The 17,507-nt window shown below is 74.0% G+C and carries 15 protein-coding genes and 1 pseudogene; 7 read left to right on the top strand and 9 right to left on the bottom strand.

The window, feature by feature from the left end:
* Window positions 1-63 precede the first annotated feature (63 nt).
* Window positions 64-1,296 carry an acetate kinase gene (locus ABD954_RS10150; protein WP_345485564.1) on the bottom strand — a complete coding sequence of 411 codons (1,233 nt, stop codon included), beginning with the start codon at window positions 1,294-1,296 and terminating at the stop codon, window positions 64-66.
* Window positions 1,293-3,422, bottom strand: coding sequence for a phosphate acetyltransferase (gene pta, locus ABD954_RS10145; protein ID WP_345485563.1), 2,130 nt, complete (start codon window positions 3,420-3,422; stop codon window positions 1,293-1,295). The genes ABD954_RS10150 and pta overlap by 4 nt, the downstream gene beginning before the upstream one ends.
* A gap of 295 nt (window positions 3,423-3,717) precedes the next feature.
* Here pta and ABD954_RS10140 point away from each other — a divergent pair, with 295 nt between their 5' ends.
* Both ABD954_RS10140 and ABD954_RS10135 read left to right on the top strand, forming a co-directional pair.
* Window positions 3,718-4,743: an ATP-dependent 6-phosphofructokinase gene (locus ABD954_RS10140; protein ID WP_345485562.1), complete on the top strand. Its 1,026-nt coding sequence runs from the start codon at window positions 3,718-3,720 to the stop codon at window positions 4,741-4,743.
* A 149-nt stretch (window positions 4,744-4,892) separates the two neighbouring features.
* On the top strand, window positions 4,893-6,137 hold the full coding sequence (locus ABD954_RS10135; protein ID WP_345485561.1) for a helix-turn-helix domain-containing protein: 1,245 nt from the start codon (window positions 4,893-4,895) through the stop codon (window positions 6,135-6,137).
* 87 nt (window positions 6,138-6,224) lie between these two features.
* Here ABD954_RS10135 and ABD954_RS10130 read toward each other — a convergent pair.
* From ABD954_RS10130 to ABD954_RS10115, 4 genes and pseudogenes are all read right to left on the bottom strand, one after another.
* Window positions 6,225-6,887 (bottom strand): annotated as a pseudogene (locus ABD954_RS10130) (tyrosine-protein phosphatase); the annotation flags it as partial.
* Window positions 6,888-6,926: 39 nt separating this feature from the next.
* Window positions 6,927-7,535, bottom strand: coding sequence for a helix-turn-helix domain-containing protein (locus ABD954_RS10125; RefSeq protein WP_345492065.1), 609 nt, complete (start codon window positions 7,533-7,535; stop codon window positions 6,927-6,929).
* A gap of 146 nt (window positions 7,536-7,681) precedes the next feature.
* Window positions 7,682-8,392: a response regulator gene (locus ABD954_RS10120; protein WP_345485560.1), complete on the bottom strand. Its 711-nt coding sequence runs from the start codon at window positions 8,390-8,392 to the stop codon at window positions 7,682-7,684.
* Window positions 8,389-10,185: a sensor histidine kinase gene (locus ABD954_RS10115; protein ID WP_345485559.1), complete on the bottom strand. Its 1,797-nt coding sequence runs from the start codon at window positions 10,183-10,185 to the stop codon at window positions 8,389-8,391. The genes ABD954_RS10120 and ABD954_RS10115 overlap by 4 nt, the downstream gene beginning before the upstream one ends.
* A gap of 151 nt (window positions 10,186-10,336) precedes the next feature.
* Between ABD954_RS10115 and ABD954_RS10110 the strand changes: the two genes are divergently transcribed.
* Window positions 10,337-11,749, top strand: a complete 1,413-nt coding sequence (locus ABD954_RS10110; RefSeq protein ID WP_345485558.1) for a cation:dicarboxylate symporter family transporter — start codon at window positions 10,337-10,339, stop codon at window positions 11,747-11,749.
* A gap of 247 nt (window positions 11,750-11,996) precedes the next feature.
* On the opposite strand, the gene ABD954_RS10105 is transcribed toward ABD954_RS10110, so the two are convergent.
* On the bottom strand, window positions 11,997-12,875 hold the full coding sequence (locus ABD954_RS10105; protein ID WP_345485557.1) for an aldo/keto reductase: 879 nt from the start codon (window positions 12,873-12,875) through the stop codon (window positions 11,997-11,999).
* The gene (locus tag ABD954_RS10100; protein ID WP_345485556.1) at window positions 12,875-13,891 is read right to left on the bottom strand and encodes an NAD-dependent epimerase/dehydratase family protein; all 1,017 of its coding nucleotides are present in this window, start codon (window positions 13,889-13,891) and stop codon (window positions 12,875-12,877) included. The genes ABD954_RS10105 and ABD954_RS10100 overlap by 1 nt, the downstream gene beginning before the upstream one ends.
* Before the next feature lie 44 nt (window positions 13,892-13,935).
* Here ABD954_RS10100 and ABD954_RS10095 point away from each other — a divergent pair, with 44 nt between their 5' ends.
* The 4 genes from ABD954_RS10095 to ABD954_RS10080 all read left to right on the top strand — a co-directional run bounded on the left by ABD954_RS10095 (window position 13,936) and on the right by ABD954_RS10080 (window position 16,319).
* On the top strand, window positions 13,936-14,457 hold the full coding sequence (locus tag ABD954_RS10095; protein ID WP_345485555.1) for an Lrp/AsnC family transcriptional regulator: 522 nt from the start codon (window positions 13,936-13,938) through the stop codon (window positions 14,455-14,457).
* 101 nt (window positions 14,458-14,558) lie between these two features.
* On the top strand, window positions 14,559-15,473 hold the full coding sequence (locus tag ABD954_RS10090) for a nitroreductase/quinone reductase family protein (RefSeq protein WP_345485554.1): 915 nt from the start codon (window positions 14,559-14,561) through the stop codon (window positions 15,471-15,473).
* Window positions 15,474-15,522: 49 nt separating this feature from the next.
* Complete coding sequence (locus ABD954_RS10085) at window positions 15,523-15,975, top strand: MerR family transcriptional regulator (RefSeq protein ID WP_345485553.1); 453 nt, start codon at window positions 15,523-15,525, stop codon at window positions 15,973-15,975.
* A complete protein-coding gene (locus tag ABD954_RS10080; protein WP_345485552.1) occupies window positions 15,972-16,319 on the top strand; it encodes a thioredoxin family protein in 348 nt (115 codons plus the stop codon). The genes ABD954_RS10085 and ABD954_RS10080 overlap by 4 nt, the downstream gene beginning before the upstream one ends.
* A gap of 237 nt (window positions 16,320-16,556) precedes the next feature.
* On the opposite strand, the gene ABD954_RS10075 is transcribed toward ABD954_RS10080, so the two are convergent.
* Window positions 16,557-17,459, bottom strand: a complete 903-nt coding sequence (locus tag ABD954_RS10075; RefSeq protein WP_345485551.1) for a squalene/phytoene synthase family protein — start codon at window positions 17,457-17,459, stop codon at window positions 16,557-16,559.
* Window positions 17,460-17,507 lie beyond the last annotated feature (48 nt).

Here is a 17,507-nt window from a genome sequence, read left to right as displayed (position 1 = left end):
TGTTTCACTGCGGAATATTCCGTCTGGCGGAAAGTACAAATGGGCGGGACCCCGCTCAGGCGTTCACTTCTCCTGTGCCGGATCGTGCACCAGGGCGAAGGTCTGCCGGGCGATCTCCAGCTCCTCGTCGGTCGGGACGACGGCCACCGCCACCCGCGCGTACTCCGGCGAGATGATCCGGGCCTCGTCGGACCGCACGGCGTTCAGATCGGCGTCCACCGCCAGGCCCAGCTCCTCCAGGCCCGCGATCGCAGCTTCCCGCACCGGGGCCGCGTTCTCACCCACCCCCGCCGTGAACGCCACCGCGTCCACCCGGCCGAGCACCGCGTAGTACGCCCCGATGTACTTCTTCAGGCGGTGGACGTAGACGTCGAAGGCCAGTGCCGCCCGCTGGTCGCCCTCGTCGATCCGGCGCCGGATCTCGCGCATGTCGTTGTCGCCGCACAGCCCCACCAGCCCGGACCGCTTGTTCAGCAGGGTGTCGATCTCGTCCGCCGTCATCCCCGCCACCCGCATCAGGTGGAAGGTCACCGCCGGGTCGACGTCGCCCGAGCGGGTGCCCATGACCAGGCCCTCCAGCGGGGTCAGCCCCATCGAGGTGTCCACGCACCGGCCGCCCGCCACCGCCGAGGCGGAGGCCCCGTTGCCCAGGTGCAGCACGATCACGTTCACCTCCTCCGGAGCCTTGCCGAGCAGCCTGGCCGTCTCCCGGGACACGTACGCGTGCGAGGTGCCGTGGAAGCCGTAGCGGCGGATCCGGTACGCGTCGGCCGTGTCCACGTCGATCGCGTAGCGCGCCGCCGCCTCCGGCATCGTGGTGTGGAAGGCGGTGTCGAAGACCGCCACCTGCGGCAGGTCGGGGCGCAGCGTCATCGCCGTACGGATGCCGACGATGTTCGCCGGGTTGTGCAGCGGCGCCACCGGCACGAGCCGTTCGATCTCCGCGAGCACCTCCTCGTCGATGACGGTCGGCGCGGTGAACCTCAGCCCGCCGTGCACCACCCGGTGGCCGATGGCCGCGAGCTCGGGGGAGTCCAGACCGAGCCCGTCGGCCGCCAGCTCCTCGGCGACGGCCTTCAGGGCCGCCGCGTGGTCGGCGACGGTGCCGCTCCTTACGCGCTTCTCACCCCCGCGCAGCGGGGTGTGGACGAGCCGCGAGCCCTCCTCGCCGATCCGCTCGACCAGGCCGACCGCGAGCCGGCTGCCGTCCGCCATGTCGAGCAGCTGGTACTTCACCGACGACGAGCCGGAGTTGAGGACGAGGACGCGGGTGGGGGACGGGGTGGGGGCGGTCATGCGGGGAGCTCCTGGCCCTGGACGGCGTTCTGGGACCGGTCGGCGTCGTGGGACCGGTCGGGGTTCTGGGACTGGATCGCCGTGATGGCGACGGTGTTGACGATGTCGCTGACGAGCGCGCCGCGCGAGAGGTCGTTCACGGGCTTGCGCAGACCCTGCAGCACCGGGCCGACGGCGACCGCGCCGGCCGAGCGCTGCACGGCCTTGTAGGTGTTGTTGCCGGTGTTGAGGTCCGGGAAGATCAGCACGCTCGCCTGGCCCGCGACCTCCGAGCCGGGCAGCTTGGTCGCCGCGACGGAGGGCTCGACGGCGGCGTCGTACTGGATCGGACCCTCGATCTTCAGCTCGGGCCGGCTCTCGCGGACCAGCTTGGTCGCCTCGCGCACCTTGTCGACGTCCGCGCCGGAGCCGGAGGTGCCGGTGGAGTACGAGAGCATCGCGATCCGCGGCTCGACGCCGAAGCGCGCGGCGGTCGCCGCCGACTGGACGGCGATGTCGGCGAGCTGCTCGGCGTTCGGGTCCGGGTTGACCGCGCAGTCGCCGTACACCAGCACCTTGTCGGCCAGGCACATGAAGAAGACCGAGGAGACGATCCGCGCGTCCGGCTTGGTCTTGATGATCTCGAAGGCGGGCCGGATGGTCGCCGCCGTGGAGTGCACCGAGCCGGAGACCATGCCGTCGGCCAGGCCCTCCTGCACCATCAGGGTGCCGAAGTAGTTCACGTCCGACACCACGTCGTACGCCAGCTCCACGGTGACGCCCTTGTGGGCGCGCAGCGCCGCGTACTTCTCGGCGAACGCGTCCCGCAGCTCCGAGGTCTGCGGGTCGATCAGCTGGGTGTCGCGCAGGTCCACGCTCAGGTCGGCGGCCTTCTTGCGGATGGCCTCGACGTCGCCGAGCAGGGTCAGGTCGCAGACGTCGCGGCGGATCAGCACGTCGGCGGCGCGCAGCACCCGCTCCTCGGTGCCCTCGGGCAGGACGACCCGGCGGCGGTCTGCGCGGGCCTGTTCGAGCAGCTCGTGCTCGAACATCATCGGAGTGACCCGGCCGCTGCGGGCGACGGAGAGCCGCCGCAGCAGGTCGGCGGTGTCGACGTGCCGCTCGAACAGCCCGAGGGCCGTCTCCGCCTTGCGCGGGGTGGCCGCGTTCAGCTTGCCCTCCAGGGCGAACAGCTCGGCGGCGGTGGGGAAGCTGTTGCCGGGGACGGAGATGACCGGGGTGCCCGGCGCGAGCCGGGCGGCCAGGGTGAGGATCTCGTCGCTGGGCCGCTCGTTGAGGGTCAGCAGCACGCCCGCGATCGGCGGGGTGCCGGCCGAGTGCGCGGCGAGCGCGCCGACGACCAGGTCGGCCCGGTCGCCGGGGGTGACCACCAGACAGCCCGGGGTCAGGGCGTTCAGGAAGTTCGGCAGCATCGCGCCCCCGAAGACGAAGTCGAGGGCGTCGCGGGCCAGACCGGCGTCGTCGCCGAGGACGACGGTCGCGCCGAGCGCGTGGGTGATCTGGGCGACGGTCGGCGCGGCGAGGCTCGGATCGTCGGGCAGCACGTAGCAGGGCACCGGCAGCCGGGCCGAGAGCCGCTCGGCGATCGGGGCCCGGTCCTCGGCGGCGACCCGGTTGACCACCATCGCGAGCACGTCGCAGCCGAGGCCGTCGTAGGCGCGGAAGGCGTTGCGGGCCTCGGCCCGTACGGACTCGGCGGGCTGGCCCTTGCCGCCGACCACCGGTATCACCGAGGCGCCGAACTCGTTGGCGAGCCGCGCGTTGAGCGCGAGCTCGTCGGGCAGCTGGGTGGCCGCGAAGTCGGTGCCGAGGACGAGCACGACCTCGTAGTCCCGGGCCACCGCGTGGAAGCGGTCCACCAGCCGGGACACCAGCTCGTCGGTGCCGCGCTCGGCCTGGAGCGAGGACGCCTCGTGGTAGTCCATGCCGTAGACGGTGGCGGCGTCCTGGGTCAGCCGGTAACGGCTCCGCAGCAGGTCGAACAGGCGATCGGGGCCGTCGTGCACCAGCGGGCGGAACACCCCCACCCGGTCCACCTGGCGGGTCAGGAGCTCCATGACTCCCAGCTCGACGACCTGGCGGCCGTCTCCGCGGTCGATCCCGGTCACGTACACGCTGCGCGTCACGCCGTGGTCTCCTGTGTCCTTCGAAGTCGTTCAGGTGTCAGCAGGTGCCGCGCCCTCGGGTGTCAATCGAGTGTGTTCAAAAAACCCCGATAGGGTGGCAATGCCCTCTTGACAATACCCCCGCAGATCGATACGACGCCCGCTGGACGAAGGGCCCCGATCCCCGGCGCCGAAGGGCCCCACAGGCTCCGGGAGGCCGGACGCGCGGAGCGGCGGCGAGCGCGCCCGCACCTGAGGACCGTGTGAGAATCGACGCGGCTCCCACGTACCACTACCGAGCAGGAGACACGGCACGATGCGCATCGGAGTTCTGACAGCGGGCGGCGACTGTCCCGGCCTGAACGCGGTGATCCGGTCGATCGTCCACCGGGCCGTGACCCACTACGGCGACGAGGTCATCGGCTTCGAGGACGGCTACGCGGGCCTGCTCGACGGACGCTACCGTCCCCTCGACCTCAACGCCGTCAGCGGCATCCTCGCCCGCGGCGGCACCATTCTCGGCTCCTCCCGCCTGGAGCGCGACCGCTTCCGCGCCGCCTGCGACAACGCCAAGGAACTGATCGAGAAGAGCGGCTTCGACGCGCTCGTCCCGATCGGCGGCGAAGGCACCCTCACCGCCGCCCGGATGCTGTCGGAGGCGGGCGTCCCCGTCGTCGGCGTCCCCAAGACCATCGACAACGACATCTCCTCCACCGACCGCACCTTCGGCTTCGACACCGCCGTCGGCGTCGCCACCGAGGCCATGGACCGGCTCAAGACCACCGCCGAGTCCCACCAGCGCGTCATGGTCGTCGAGGTGATGGGCCGGCACGCCGGCTGGATCGCCCTGGAGTCCGGCATGGCCGGCGGCGCCCACGGCATCTGCCTGCCCGAGCGCCCCTTCGACCCCGCCGACCTGGTGAAGATGGTCGAGGAACGCTTCTCCCGCGGCAAGAAGTTCGCCGTCATCTGCGTCGCCGAGGGCGCGCACCCGGCCGACGGCACCATGGACTACGGCAAGGGCGCCATCGACCAGTTCGGCCACGAACGCTTCCAGGGCATCGGCACCGCCCTCGCCCACGAGCTGGAGAAGCGCCTCGGCAAGGAGGCCCGGCCCGTCATCCTCGGCCACGTCCAGCGCGGCGGCACGCCGACCCCGTACGACCGGGTGCTCGCCACCCGCTTCGGCTGGCACGCGGTGGAGGCCGTGCACCGCGGCGAGTTCGGCAACATGACCGCCCTGCGCGGCACCGACATCCGGATGGTCCCGCTGGCCGAGGCCGTCACCCAGCTCAAGACCGTCCCCGCCGAGCGGATGCGCGAGGCCGAGTCGGTCTTCTGACCTCGGCGGAACCGGCCCCGATCGTCCCCCCGTGGACGATCGGGGCCGAATCCATGCTTGAGCCCGGCGCCGCGATCAACAAGGCTTGGGCCTGTCCCGGACATGTCCCAACCCGTCCGGCCGGTGCGGATCGAGGGGAGCGGCGCGCAATGACCACGGGGGACACGGCTCCTGATCCGCGGGGGGCACGGAACCCGGCCGAGTTCATCGCGCGGCTCCAGGCCCTGAAGAACCGGTCCGGCCTCACCTACCGCGAGCTGGCCGCCCGCGCCGACGAGCGGGGCGACGTGCTGCCCCGCTCGACCGTCGCCAACATGCTGGCCCGCACGACCCTCCCGCGCGAGGAGCTCCTCGCCGCGTTCGTCCGCGCGTGCGGGCTCGGGCCGGACGAGGCGCGGGAATGGGAGGCGGTCCGGAAGGAGCTGGCGGCTCGGGGCGTCCACGAGCCGGGGACCGAGGGGCCGGTGCCGGACGAGCCCGAAGCGGCCGGTGCCGTGGCGGGCGAGCCGGGAGCGGGCGGGCCCGCCGGGACCGGCTCCGTGCCGGACGAGCCCGGGGCGGGTGGGCCCGCCGGGACCGGCTCCGTGCCGGACGAGCCCGGGGCGGCCGGCCCGGCGACGCGGGGACCCGGCGGGGCCGGCCCGGGAGCGGGTGGGCCGGGCGTCGGCCGCGCGGGCGGGGCGGAACCGGCCGGCCGCTCCGCGGAGGTGCCGCCGGTGTGGCCGGGAGCCGCCGTGGCGCAGCCGCCCGCCGCCGGCGAGGGACCCGGCGACGAGGGCACCGGTGACAGCGGCGGCCCCGGCGGCACCCGCCTGCGGCTGCACCGCACCCTGGTCGCCGTCGTCGCCGTCGCCGGGCTCGTCCTCGCCACCCTCAGCGTCGTCGCCTTCCTCCGCGAGGACACCCCGGCCCACCGCACCACCCCGCCCGTGCTCACCGCCCCCGCCGAGGGCCCCGTCCACATCCGGGTGATCGGCTCCGACCTGTGCCTGAACGAGCGGCGGGGCGGCCGGAGCGGCCAGATCCACCAGCGCCCCTGCGCGGGCGCCGACGTCCCCGCGTACGAGCTGAGACGGCTCGACGGCGACCAGTGGCGGATCGTCTCGCAGCACCCCGACTACGGCCCCGGCTGCTCCGGGATCCCCTCCGGCGGCCGGATGTCCGACGCCGCCTTCGAGGACTCCGAGTGCGGTGACCCCACCCGTGTCGAACGCTTCACGCTGGAGCCGCACGGCACCCCGGTCACCGGCTACCGCATCGTCCCGGCCGGCTCCGCGACCCCGGGCAGCTGCGTCACCGTCGTCGGCGACCCCGCGGCCGAGTGGTCCCGGCTCGCCCAGGCGCCGTGCAGACCGGACGCCCGGGGCCAGCTCTTCAGCTTCGACCGCCGCTAGACACCGCCGGCCGGAGGGTCGGACCCGCTCCACGAGCCGGGCCCGCAGCGCGTCCACCACCGCCGGCTCCAGACCCACGTGTCCGGTGACGTACCCGTACACCGAGCCGTGCTCCGCCCGCAGGTCCGCGAGGACGAGGCGCATGACCTCGGCGGGCGCCCGGCCGTAACCGGGCCGGCGCAGCTCGCGGCCGGGATGGGCGGCCTTCCCGTCGGCGACGAGCCGCTTTGTGGCGAGCTCGGTGAGGGCGAAGTCGGCGAGGACCTCCTCGTCCGGCACGTCGAGCAGGCAGAGGACCAGGGCGGCGAGCAGGCCCGTGCGGTCCTTGCCGGAGGCGCAGTGGAAGACCAGCGGTCCTTCGGCCGCGGCGATGATCTCCAGGGCCGCGCGGATCTCGGCGTGGCCGTCGAGCGCGACCTCCCCGAACCGGTCGGCGAGATACCGCCAGGGGTCCAGGGCCGGGTCGATCTCGGCCTGGTCGTACGGCCGGTGCTCGATGCTCAGGTTGTGCCGGCTCCGCGGCTCGGTCTCGGGGTGGCGGCCCTTGGCGGCGATCTCCCACGGATAGCGCAGGTCGATCACGGTGGCCACGCCCAGCTCCAGGTCGGCGCGCGCGTCAGGGCCGGCGAGCTTGGCGAGGGAGTCCGAACGGTAGAGGGTCGTCCACCGCACGCTCCCGCCGTCGGCGGTCCGGTAGCCGCCCAGGTCACGGAAGTTGTGGAGCCGTCCGAAAGGTATCTGTCGTCTCACCGGCCCCAACCTAGGGGCCGGCGGGCGGCGCGGTGATCACTACGGGCCGACGGCGGCCCAGAAGTGGTCCGTGATCTCGTCCAGGTAGGCACGGCCCGTGTCACCCGTCGCACCCGAGGCGCCCCAGCTGCTGGTGGCGGCCATCGTGGAGTGGTAGTCGGTGTGCAGGCGCTGGAGGGCGTCCTCCACGGTCCGCTTCGGCAGCGGCAGCAGCTTCGTCACCGGTTTCACATACGCCTGCCAGCGGGTCGTCGCCGCGTCGCGCAGCAGATCGGCGAGCTGCTCGTCGCCGCCGGTCGCGGTGAGCAGCGCGCGCGGGCCGAGGCCGAGGAGGTCGGCGAGGGCGGCGGTCTGGCGCTCGTTGCCGCGCCAGCGCCCCGACTCCTCCATGCGCAGGTACGCGGCCGGGTCCAGGCCCACCCGCCGGGCCAGGTCCTCCGGGGCGAGGCCCCGGGCCATCCGGTGCTCCCGCAGGGTCGTGGCGGCGGCGAGGAGTTCGGCGGGGGAACACCACAGCACGCCGGCCAGGGCGGTCAGCTCCTGCGAGGTGGGGGTGAGCCGGCCGCGTTCCCAGGCGACGACGGTCTCGGGGTCGACGTACAGGCCGTACTGGACCCGCAGGCCGTAGGCGACGTGTTCGGGGCCCATGCCGAGCCCCTCGCGCAGACGGCGGGCGGCGAGCGCATGGAAAGGGGGAGAGGGTTGGTGCACGCCGCAACCGTAGATGCGGAGGGTGAGCAGGGGATACGGTGCGTTCCCCCAAAGCGGCAAGGTCGTAGGAACGTGGGAACTGATCAGTAACCGCGGGAGGGGCCCTCGCCCGCGCTGAGCCACCGGTACTGGAGCTCGGGCCGCCCTATCTGTCCGTACTGCGGGGCGCGGGCCGCCCGGCCGGCGGTGACCAGGTGCTCCAGGTAGCGCCGGGCGGTGATCCGGGAGATCCCGACGGCCGCGCCCGCCTCCGCCGCCGTCAGGCCCTCGGGGGCCGCGCGCAGCGAACGGGTCACCGCCTCCAGGGTCGGGCCGCTCAGCCCCTTGGGCAGCGCCGCGGGCTGGGGGGCGCGCAGGGTCGCGAGCGCCCGGTCCACCTCGTCCTGCCCCGACGCCTCGCCGGCCGTCGCCCGGAACTCGGCGTAGCGGGCGAGGCGGTCGCGCAGGGTGGCGAAGGTGAACGGCTTCAGGACGTACTGCACGACCCCGAGGGACACGCCCTCCCGCACGATCGCCAGGTCGCGCGCCGAGGTCACCGCGATCACGTCGGCCGCGTGCCCGGCGGCGCGCAGGGACCGCAGCAGCTGGAGGCCGTGACCGTCCGGCAGATAGAGGTCGAGCAGGATCAGGTCCACCGGCGTCCGTTCCAGCCCCCGCACGGCCGCCGCCCGCGAGTGCGCCACGCCCACCACCGCGAAGCCGTCCACCCGCCCCGCGTACAGGGCGTGCGCGTCGGCGGCGACGGGGTCGTCCTCGACCACGAGCACCCGGATGTCCCGTCCGGCCCCGCTCATGCCCCCACCTCCGCGACGGCGTGCGGGCCGGTGCCGTCCGTGGCCCCGGCACGCGGGGCGGCCGGCCGGGCGGCGCCGAGCGGAAGCCGGACCGTGAACTCCGCCCCGCCCAGGCCGGAGCGCGCGACGGTCAGGGTGCCCGACGCCCGTGCGACGGCCTGCCGCACCAGGGCGAGGCCGAGCCCCCGCCCGGGTCCACGGGTCGACCAGCCCCGGTCGAGGACCGCCTCCCGGTCCTCGGGGCGCACGCCCGGCCCGCTGTCGCCGACCCGGAGCAGCAGCTCACCGTCCTGCGCGAGCGCGGTCACGACGACCCGCGCACCCCTGCCGCCGTCCCCCCGCGCCTCGAAGAGCGCCCCGGCACCCCGCGCGGCGGGCGCCGCGGCCGGGCCGGCCGGCGGACCCGGGTCCGCCGCGCCGCCCCGGGGCGCCGTGTCCGGGCCGGCGGCCCCGCCCGCCGCCTCCACCGCGTTGTCGATGAGGTTGCCGAGGATCGTCACCAGGTCGCGGGAGGGCAGGGACACCGGCAGGACACCGTCGTCGATGCGGCTGTCCTCGGTCAGGACCAGCTCCACGCCCCGCTCGTTGGCCTGGGCCGCCTTGCCGAGCAGGAGGGCGGCGAGGACGGGTTCGCCGACGGCGGTCACCACGCGGTCGGTGAGGGCCTGGGCCAGTTCCAGCTCGGCGGTGGCGAAGCCGACGGCCTCCTCGACGCGGCCCAGTTCGATCAGCGAGACCACCGTGTGGAGCCGGTTCGCCGCCTCGTGCGCCTGCGAACGCAGCGCCTCCGTGAAGCCGCGTTCGGAGTCCAGTTCCCCGGAGAGCGCCTGGAGTTCGGTGCGGTCGCGCAGGGTCACCACGGTGCCGCGGCGCTCGCCGCCCACCACCGGACGGGTGTTGACGACCAGCACCCGCTCGTCGGTCAGGTGCAGTTCGTCCACCCGGGGCTCCGAGGCGAGCAACGCCCCGGTCAGCGACGCCGGCAGCCCGAGGTCCGCGGCCGGCCGGCCGACCACGTCGTCCCCGTCCGCACCGGCCAGGCCGAGCAGCTCCCGCGCCCCGTCGTTGATCAGCGCGATCCGGCGCTGCCCGTCCAGCATCACCAGCCCCTCGCGCACCGCGTGCAGCGCGGCCTCGTGGTAGTCGTGCAGCCGGCTCAGCTCGGTCGCGTTCATGCCCTTGGTGTGCCGGCGCAGCCGGGCGTTGATGACGTACGTGCCCGCCCCGCCGAGCGCGAGGGCCGCGCCCGCCATGCCGAGCAGCGCCGTGACCTGCTCGCGCACCTGCTCGCTGATCTTCTCGATGGTGATGCCTGCGCTGACCAGGGCGATCACCCGGCCTCGGTGGTGCGGGTCGACGACCGGCGCGACGGTGCGCACCGAAGGACCGAGCACCCCCATGTGGATCTCGGAGAAGGTCTCGCCGCGCACGGCCGGGCCGATGTGCCCGAGGTAGGTGCGGCCGATCTGCTCCGGTTCGGGGTGCGTCCAGCGCGTCCCGTCCGGCGCCATGATCACGACGAAGGTGACGCCCGAGCGCCGCCGCAGGGCCTCCGCGTACGGCTGGAGCGCGGCCGTCGGGTCCGCCGAGCGGGCCGCCGCCACCACGGCGGGCGACTCGGCGACGGCCGTGGCGGTCGCCGTCGACTGGCGGCGCGCGGTCTCCTCGGCCTGGGCGCGGTCCGTCACGTACGCGAAGACCGCGCACCCCGCGACGACGAGGGCCACCAGCACGACCTGCATCGCGAAGAGCTGACCCGCGAGGCTGCGGGGCCGGGGGAGGGGGAGACGCATGCGAGCAAGTGTGCCGGGCACGGCGGCGGAAGCTCGAACCGCGCCGCCGAATCGTTCCTGGACCGAGACGAACGCTTCGGCCGTGAACGAAACGTACGCAAGGGTGACCCCGGTCACAGGCTGGTGGATAGTCGCGGGGATCCACCGGGACGTGGACACCCCTGAGTACGAGGAGGACCCCGTGGCCGCACGACGGGACCGCACCCATTATCTGTATCTGGCCGTCATCGGCGCCGTCCTGCTCGGCATCGCCGTGGGCTTCCTGGCGCCCGGAGTCGCCGTCGAGCTCAAGCCGCTCGGCACCGGCTTCGTCAATCTGATCAAGATGATGATCTCGCCGATCATCTTCTGCACGATCGTGCTCGGCGTCGGTTCGGTGCGCAAGGCCGCCAAGGTCGGCGCCGTCGGCGGCCTGGCCCTCGGCTACTTCATGGTGATGTCCACCGTCGCCCTCGCCATCGGCCTGCTCGTCGGCAACCTCCTGGAGCCCGGTTCGAGCCTGCACCTCACCAAGGACCTCGCCGAAGCCGGCGCCAAGCAGGCCGAGGGCGCGAGCGAGGGCACCGCCGACTTCCTCCTCGGCATCATCCCCAAGACCCTGGTCTCCGCGTTCACCGAGGGCGAGGTCCTCCAGACCCTGCTGGTCGCGCTGCTCGCCGGCTTCGCGCTCCAGGCGATGGGCTCGGCCGGTGAGCCGGTCCTGCGCGGCATCGGACACATCCAGCGGCTCGTCTTCCGCATCCTCGCCATGATCATGTGGGCGGCCCCGGTGGGCGCGTTCGGCGCGATCGCCGCCGTGGTCGGCGCGACCGGCGTGGACGCCCTGAAGTCGCTCGCCGTCATCATGATCGGCTTCTACGTCACCTGCGCGCTGTTCGTCTTCGTGGTCCTCGGCGCCCTGCTGCGGCTGGTCGCGGGCGTCAACATCCTCACCCTGCTTGGGTACCTGGGCCGCGAGTTCCTGCTGATCCTGTCGACTTCCTCCTCCGAGTCGGCGCTGCCGCGCCTGATCGCGAAGATGGAGCACCTGGGCGTCAGCAAGCCCGTGGTCGGCATCACCGTACCGACCGGCTACTCCTTCAACCTCGACGGCACCGCGATCTACCTGACGATGGCCTCGCTCTTCGTCGCCGAGGCCATGGGCGACCCGCTGTCCGTCGGCGAACAGATCTCCCTCCTCGTCTTCATGATCATCGCCTCCAAGGGCGCGGCGGGCGTCACCGGCGCCGGTCTCGCCACCCTCGCCGGCGGTCTCCAGTCGCACCGCCCCGAACTGGTCGACGGCGTCGGCCTGATCGTCGGCATCGACCGCTTCATGAGCGAGGCCCGCGCCCTCACCAACTTCGCGGGCAACGCCGTCGCCACCGTCCTCGTCGGCACTTGGACCAAGGAGATCGACAAGGCGCGGGTGAGCGAGGTCCTGGCCGGGCGCATCCCCTTCGACGAGACCACCCTGGTCGACGACGGCCACGGCGCCCCCGCCGACGACTCCACCGTCCCCGACCGGCGCGCGGTCCTGCGACGCGCTGGTGAGGGCGACGAGAAGGCCCGCGCAGGCGTCTGACGAACCCCGGGTCCCGGGCCTTGAGCCGGATCCGGGCCCCGGCCGCGGAACGCCCCCGAGCGCCACGAGCGACGGGGGCGTTTCTCTGCGTTCCGTGGCTCGGTTCGCCTCCGGGGCGCGTCCGTCGCTGTCGACGGCCGGCCGTGCTCGCCTTCCTCGTTCCTCGGCAGGCCCCGCGCTCCCCCGCTCCCCTGTCTTCGGCGGGGAAGACCCCCACCCCCCGTTCGACAGCGCCGCGCCCTTCGGCTCACTCGCCCAGCTCGGCCAACTCCTGCTCGGTCAAGGCCAGTTCCGCGGCCGCGGCCGAGTCGCGGGCCGTCTGCGGGCGGCTGGCGCCCGGGATCGGGACGACCGTGCCCGGACGGGCCAGGAGCCAGGCCAGGGCCACCCGCTGCGGGCTCACCCCGCGGGCGCGCGCCACTCGGTGGAAGGCGCCGAAATGGGGATCCGCCTCCTGGGCGGAGGTGCCGTCGAGGGAGCTGCGGGAGATGCCGCCGAGCGGGCTCCAGGGCAGAAAGGCGAGGCCGAGCTCCGCGCACAGGCGCAGCTCCGGCTCACCTTCGCGGGCGGCCGGCGCGTAGCGGTTCTGTACGGAGACCAGCCGCTCGCCCAGGATCTCGCGGGCCAGCAGGATCTGTTCCCGGTCCACGTTGGAGATTCCGGCCAGCCGGATCGTGCCCGCGTCCAGCAACTCCCGCAGGGCGCCCAGCGATTCGGCGTAGGGGACGGCCGGGTCCGGCTTGTGGAGCTGGTAGAGGCCGATCGCCGGCAGCCCGAGCCGCCGCGCCGAGTCCTCGGCCGCCCGCCGCAGGTGCTCCGGGCGGCCGTCGACCGTCCAGCCCCCGTCGGCGCTCCGGCCGCGCCCGCCCTTGGTGGCCACGAGCACCGCGTCCCGGTCGCCGCCGTAGGCGGCGAGGGCGCGGGCGACGAGCCGCTCGTTCTCGCCCGGCTCCCCGTTCGGCGGGTGGTACGAGTCGGCCGTGTCCAGCAGCGTGACGCCCGCGTCCAGGGCGGCGTGGACGGTGGCGAGGGCGCGGGCCTCGTCGGGCCGGCCCTCGATCGACAGCGGCATCGCGCCGAGCCCGATCACGCTGACGGACGTGTCGCCGAGCAGGCGGTACCGCATCAGACCGCCACTTCCGCGCCAGCGCCACTCACACCACTCGCACCACTCGCGTCGCCCCCGCCGCCCTCGTCGCCCCCGTCACTCACCTCGCCGGCGCCGCCGGCACCGCTCCCGGGCGCTCCGTCGACCGTTTCGGCGAGCGCCGTGCGCAGCCATTCCGAGGAATGCGAGAAACGGAATCCGAGGCCCTCCGCCCGGGAATTGTCCATCGCGTACGCGCGGGTGAAGGAGAACGGCGACACCTCGCCCACCTCCACCTCCCGGTAAACGGTCCGGCCGCCGCCCACGAGGCGTTCGATCTCCCCGCAGATGTCCGCCGTCGTGAGCGGTCCGTGGGAATGCGCGTTCACCGGCCCGGTGAATTCCGCCTCGACGGCCGCCCACACCAGGAACGCGGCGATCTCCTCCACGTACACATAGGTCGCCGGCCGGTTCACGACCGGCACCGCGACCGGCTCGCCCGCCCGGATCCGGTGCGCGTAGTGCGCGATCCGCCCGGTGAAGTCGTCGGCGCCGCCCAGCACGTGGGCCACCCGCACCGAGGCCCACGGAAACCCCGCACCGGCCGCCGCGAACACCGCCTCCGCCTGTCGCTTCCCCTCCCCGTAGTGCTCCTCCAGGAACGCGGGGTCCTCCCACGGCAGCCCGAGGTCCACCGGCACCGCGGCCAGGTCGAGCGCGTCCTCGGCGACGGGTGCGGCCGAGTCCTCGTACTCGTACACCTCCACCGTCGAGGTCATCACATAGCGCCGGGTCCGTCCGGCGAAGACCCGCAGGGCGATGTCCGCCTGCCGCGGGGTGTAACAGACCTGGTCGACCACGACGTCGAAATTCCGCCCGGTGAGTGCCTTTTCCAGCGCCGCCTCGTCATTCCGGTCGGCGCGCAGCGCAAGGGCGCCTTCGGGGGCGGGAGAGGAACCGCGGTTGAGCACGGTCACCCGATGTCCGGCGTCGAGCAGTCGCGTGATGAGGCGCTTTCCGAAATAGCGGTTGCCGCCGATGATCAAAACGTCCATGGCTCAAGTGTTACGTTGTGCGCACGCCAACTGAAGGGGGAATCATGGGAGTCCAGGTCGTCTCGCCGAAGGAACCACGGCCGCCGCGCCCCGCCACCGTCGAAACGACGGCGGGTGCCTTCGACCCCATCGACCGGCAGATCCTGGACCTGCTCCAGAGCGACGGCCGCATCAAACTCAGCGAGCTCGGCCGCCGCGTCCGTCTCAGCCCCGCCGCCGTCACCGAGCGGGTCCGCCGCCTGGAGTCGTGCGGTGCCATCACCGGATACGGCGCCCAGGTCGCCCCCGCCCGCCTCGGCTACGGCATCCAGGCGTTCATCCGCGTGAACCCGCACGGCGGCTACACCCTCAAGCACCCCCGCACCCTGGAACTCACCGCCCGCCCCGAGATCCGCGAGGTCCACCACGTCGTCGGCGAGGACTGCTGGATCCTCAAGGTCGCCGTGACCGACACCGTCCACCTGGAGGAGATCCTGGAACAGACCTCCGCCCTCGGCCGGACCACCACCTCCATCGTGCTGTCCTCGCCGGTCGAGCGGAAACCGCTGCTGCCGCCCGGCCCTTGACAACCGCCGGGGTCCGCGGCTGGGATGAGGGGACTCGCGTCGCGTGCCGGTCCGCGCTGGAAAGCGGAGGCATGGAGGCAAGAGGACAGTAGGGACGGCTTGTGCCTCTCGACTTCAACACACAGATCATCGACGAGTTCCGCACCCGCGCCGGCCGCCTCGGCGGCCCCTTCGAGGGATGGGTGCTCCTCCTTCTCACCACCACCGGCGCCAGGACCGGGAAACCCCACACCACCCCGCTCGGCTTCGTCCGCGACGTCGGTCCGGACGGCTCGGGCGGCTCGGGTGAGCCGGACGGCGAGCGGCTGCTCGTGGTCGGCTCCGCGGGCGGCTCGGACCGGCATCCCGACTGGTACCGCAACATCCTGGCGAACCCCGAGGTCACCGTGGAGATCCCGGACGCCCGCGCCGACGGCGGCATCGCCACCTGGCAGGCCACCGCCGTCGCCGCCACCGGGACCGAGCGCGACGAACTCTTCGCCAAGGTCGTGTCCGTCGCCCCCGGCTACGCCGACTACCAGAAGGCCACCGACCGGATCCTGCCCGTCGTCGCCCTCTACCGGAACCCGGTCGCCGACTACACCCCGCCGACCCGGCTCGACGCCCTCGCCGACGAGCTGCTCGCGGTCCACGACTGGCTGCGGGGCGAGCTCGCCGCCCTGCGCGAGGGCCTCGGCGCCCGGCCCGCCGACGCCCCCGGCCTCACCGTGCGGCTGCGGCGGCACTGCCTCGCCTTCTGCTCGGCCCTCGCCGTCCACCACCGAGGTGAGGACGCCGGACTCTTCCCGTACCTGGCCCGGGAGCATCCCGGGAAGGCCGGCGCCCTCGACCGCCTCGCGGCCGAGCACGCCACCGTCGCCCGCGTCCTCGACGAGCTCCAGGCCCTGCTGGCCCGCCTCGACGAGGCGGATCCGGCGGCGCTGCGGGAGGAGTTCGACCGGCTCGCGCGCGAGTTGGAGGAGCACTTCGCGTACGAGGAGGAACAGGTCCTCCCGCTGCTGCGGGACCCGGCCTGAGCCCTCCGCGCTTGCCTTGACGTCGGCGTCAGGGCTTACGTTCGAGGACATGAGAATCGGCGAGCTGGCCGAGCGGGCGGGCACGACCACGCGGACTCTGCGCTACTACGAGTCCCGGGGCCTGCTGACCGCACGGCGCACGGAGAACGGCTACCGCACCTACGACGAGGACGACCTGCGGCTCCTCCAGCAGATCCGGACCCTCCAGGACTTCGGGTTCGAACTGGAGGAGACCCGGCCGTTCGTGGAGTGCCTGCGCGCCGGCCACCCGGCCGGCGACGCGTGCCCCGCGTCGATCGCCGTCTACCGGCGCAAGCTCGCCGAGCTCGACGGGCTCATCGAACAGCTCCAGAACGTGCGCGCCCAGGTCGGCGCGCAGCTGCTGCGGGCCGAGGCGGAACTGCCGGGCGGCCCCGAGCCGCGCTGCGAGCTGGGCCACGAACACCCCACCGGACGCGAGGCCGCGTCCGGGCCCATGACGACGAGAGGACGAGGACGATGATCCGAGCGGAAGGCGTGGCCGAGGTCACGGACGCCGACTTCGAGGCGGAGGTGCTCGGTGCCGGACTGCCGGTCCTCCTGGAGTTCACCGCGGACTGGTGCGGCCCCTGCCGTCAGCTGGCCCCGGTCCTGAGCGCGATCGCCCGGGAGGAGGCCGGTCGGCTGAAGGTCGTCCAGATCGACGCGGACACCAACCCGGAGACGGTCACCCGGTACGGCGTCCTGTCGATGCCGACCCTGATGGTGTTCCGCTCCGGCGAACCCGTCCGGTCGATGGTCGGCGCCCGCCCCAAGCGCCGCCTCCTGGAGGAGCTCGCGGACGTCCTGGAGCCGGCGCGGGCGTAGGCGGTGCCGCGGCGGGCCCGGGGTCAGGCGGTCAGGCGGCCAGGCGGCCAGGCGGTCAGGCGGTCAGGCGGTCAGGCGGCCGGGCGATCACGCGGGCCTACGGGCTGTGCGGGCGCCCCCGCCCGGCCGCACCACGCCCCGCCTCCGGCCTCGGCAGCACCACGCCCCGCCTCCGGCCTCGGCAGCACCGCGCCCCGCCCCACCCGGTCGGCGTCCGGTCACCCGGTCCGCGTCCGGTCACCCGGTCCGCGGACCGCGCCGGGCCCGTGCCGTCTCGCCGAGCAGCAGGACGGCCGCCCGCGGCGCCGACGGTCCCGACCCCCGGGCCGCCAGCGCCGGCCCGGCCCGGCGCACCGCGTCCAGGCGGAGGCGCTGGACCCCGGTGAGGGCGCGGACGAAGGGCCGGTACGCCGGAGCGGCCACGCCCACGAGCGGCGCCGCCGCCACCAGGTCCGCCGCCGCCCGGTCCGCCTGCTCCGCCACGAGCCGGCCGAGCTCCGGCCCCGGCCGGGTCAGGTCGGCGCCGTGGCGCGCCACCGCGTCGGCCGGGACGCCGGGCCGGCCCGCGCGCACGTCCTCGGCCAGGTCCTCCAGGAAGTCGAGGCGCTGCATGGCGCGGATGAGCACATGACAGTGGGCGGTGAACGCCTCCCGCGCCGACGGGGCGGCGGGGGCGAGCAGACCGGCGGTCAGCATCAGCGCGGGCAGCGCGTACTCCCGCACGTACCGATCCAGTTCGCCGTCGTCCGCGATCGTCCGCCACGCCACCTCGTACGCGCAGCCCCGCAGGAAGTCCGTCACGTGCCCGCGCACCTCCGGATGCCGCTCGGCGGTGCGCGTCAGGCAGCGCAGCACCGGAAGCTCCGAGTCGCCCTCGGCGAACGCCTTTCGTACGAGCGCGTCCCACTCCGCGAGCGCGGCCGCCCGCTCGTCGGCGGCGCCCCGGTCGATCCGGTCGTCCGTCTCGTGCATGAAGGCGACCGCGGCCACGACGTGCGGCAGCAGCCCGGCGGGCAGCAGCAGCCGCGCCGCCGCGTACTCGGCCGGCGCGAACCGCCGCACCGCCCGCCGCTGTTCCGTGTAGTCCCGTCGCAGGCGGGGCGCGCCGACCCCGGCCCGGTCGAGGGCCCGCTTCCACATGCCGGTCTCCTGTCGTCCGTCGACTGTGAGCCTACGGCCGACCCCGGA

It is taken from the genome of Streptomyces roseoviridis (genome assembly GCF_039535235.1).
Lineage (GTDB): Bacteria > Actinomycetota > Actinomycetes > Streptomycetales > Streptomycetaceae > Streptomyces > Streptomyces roseoviridis.
This window is presented reverse-complemented; position numbering and strand designations above follow the sequence as displayed.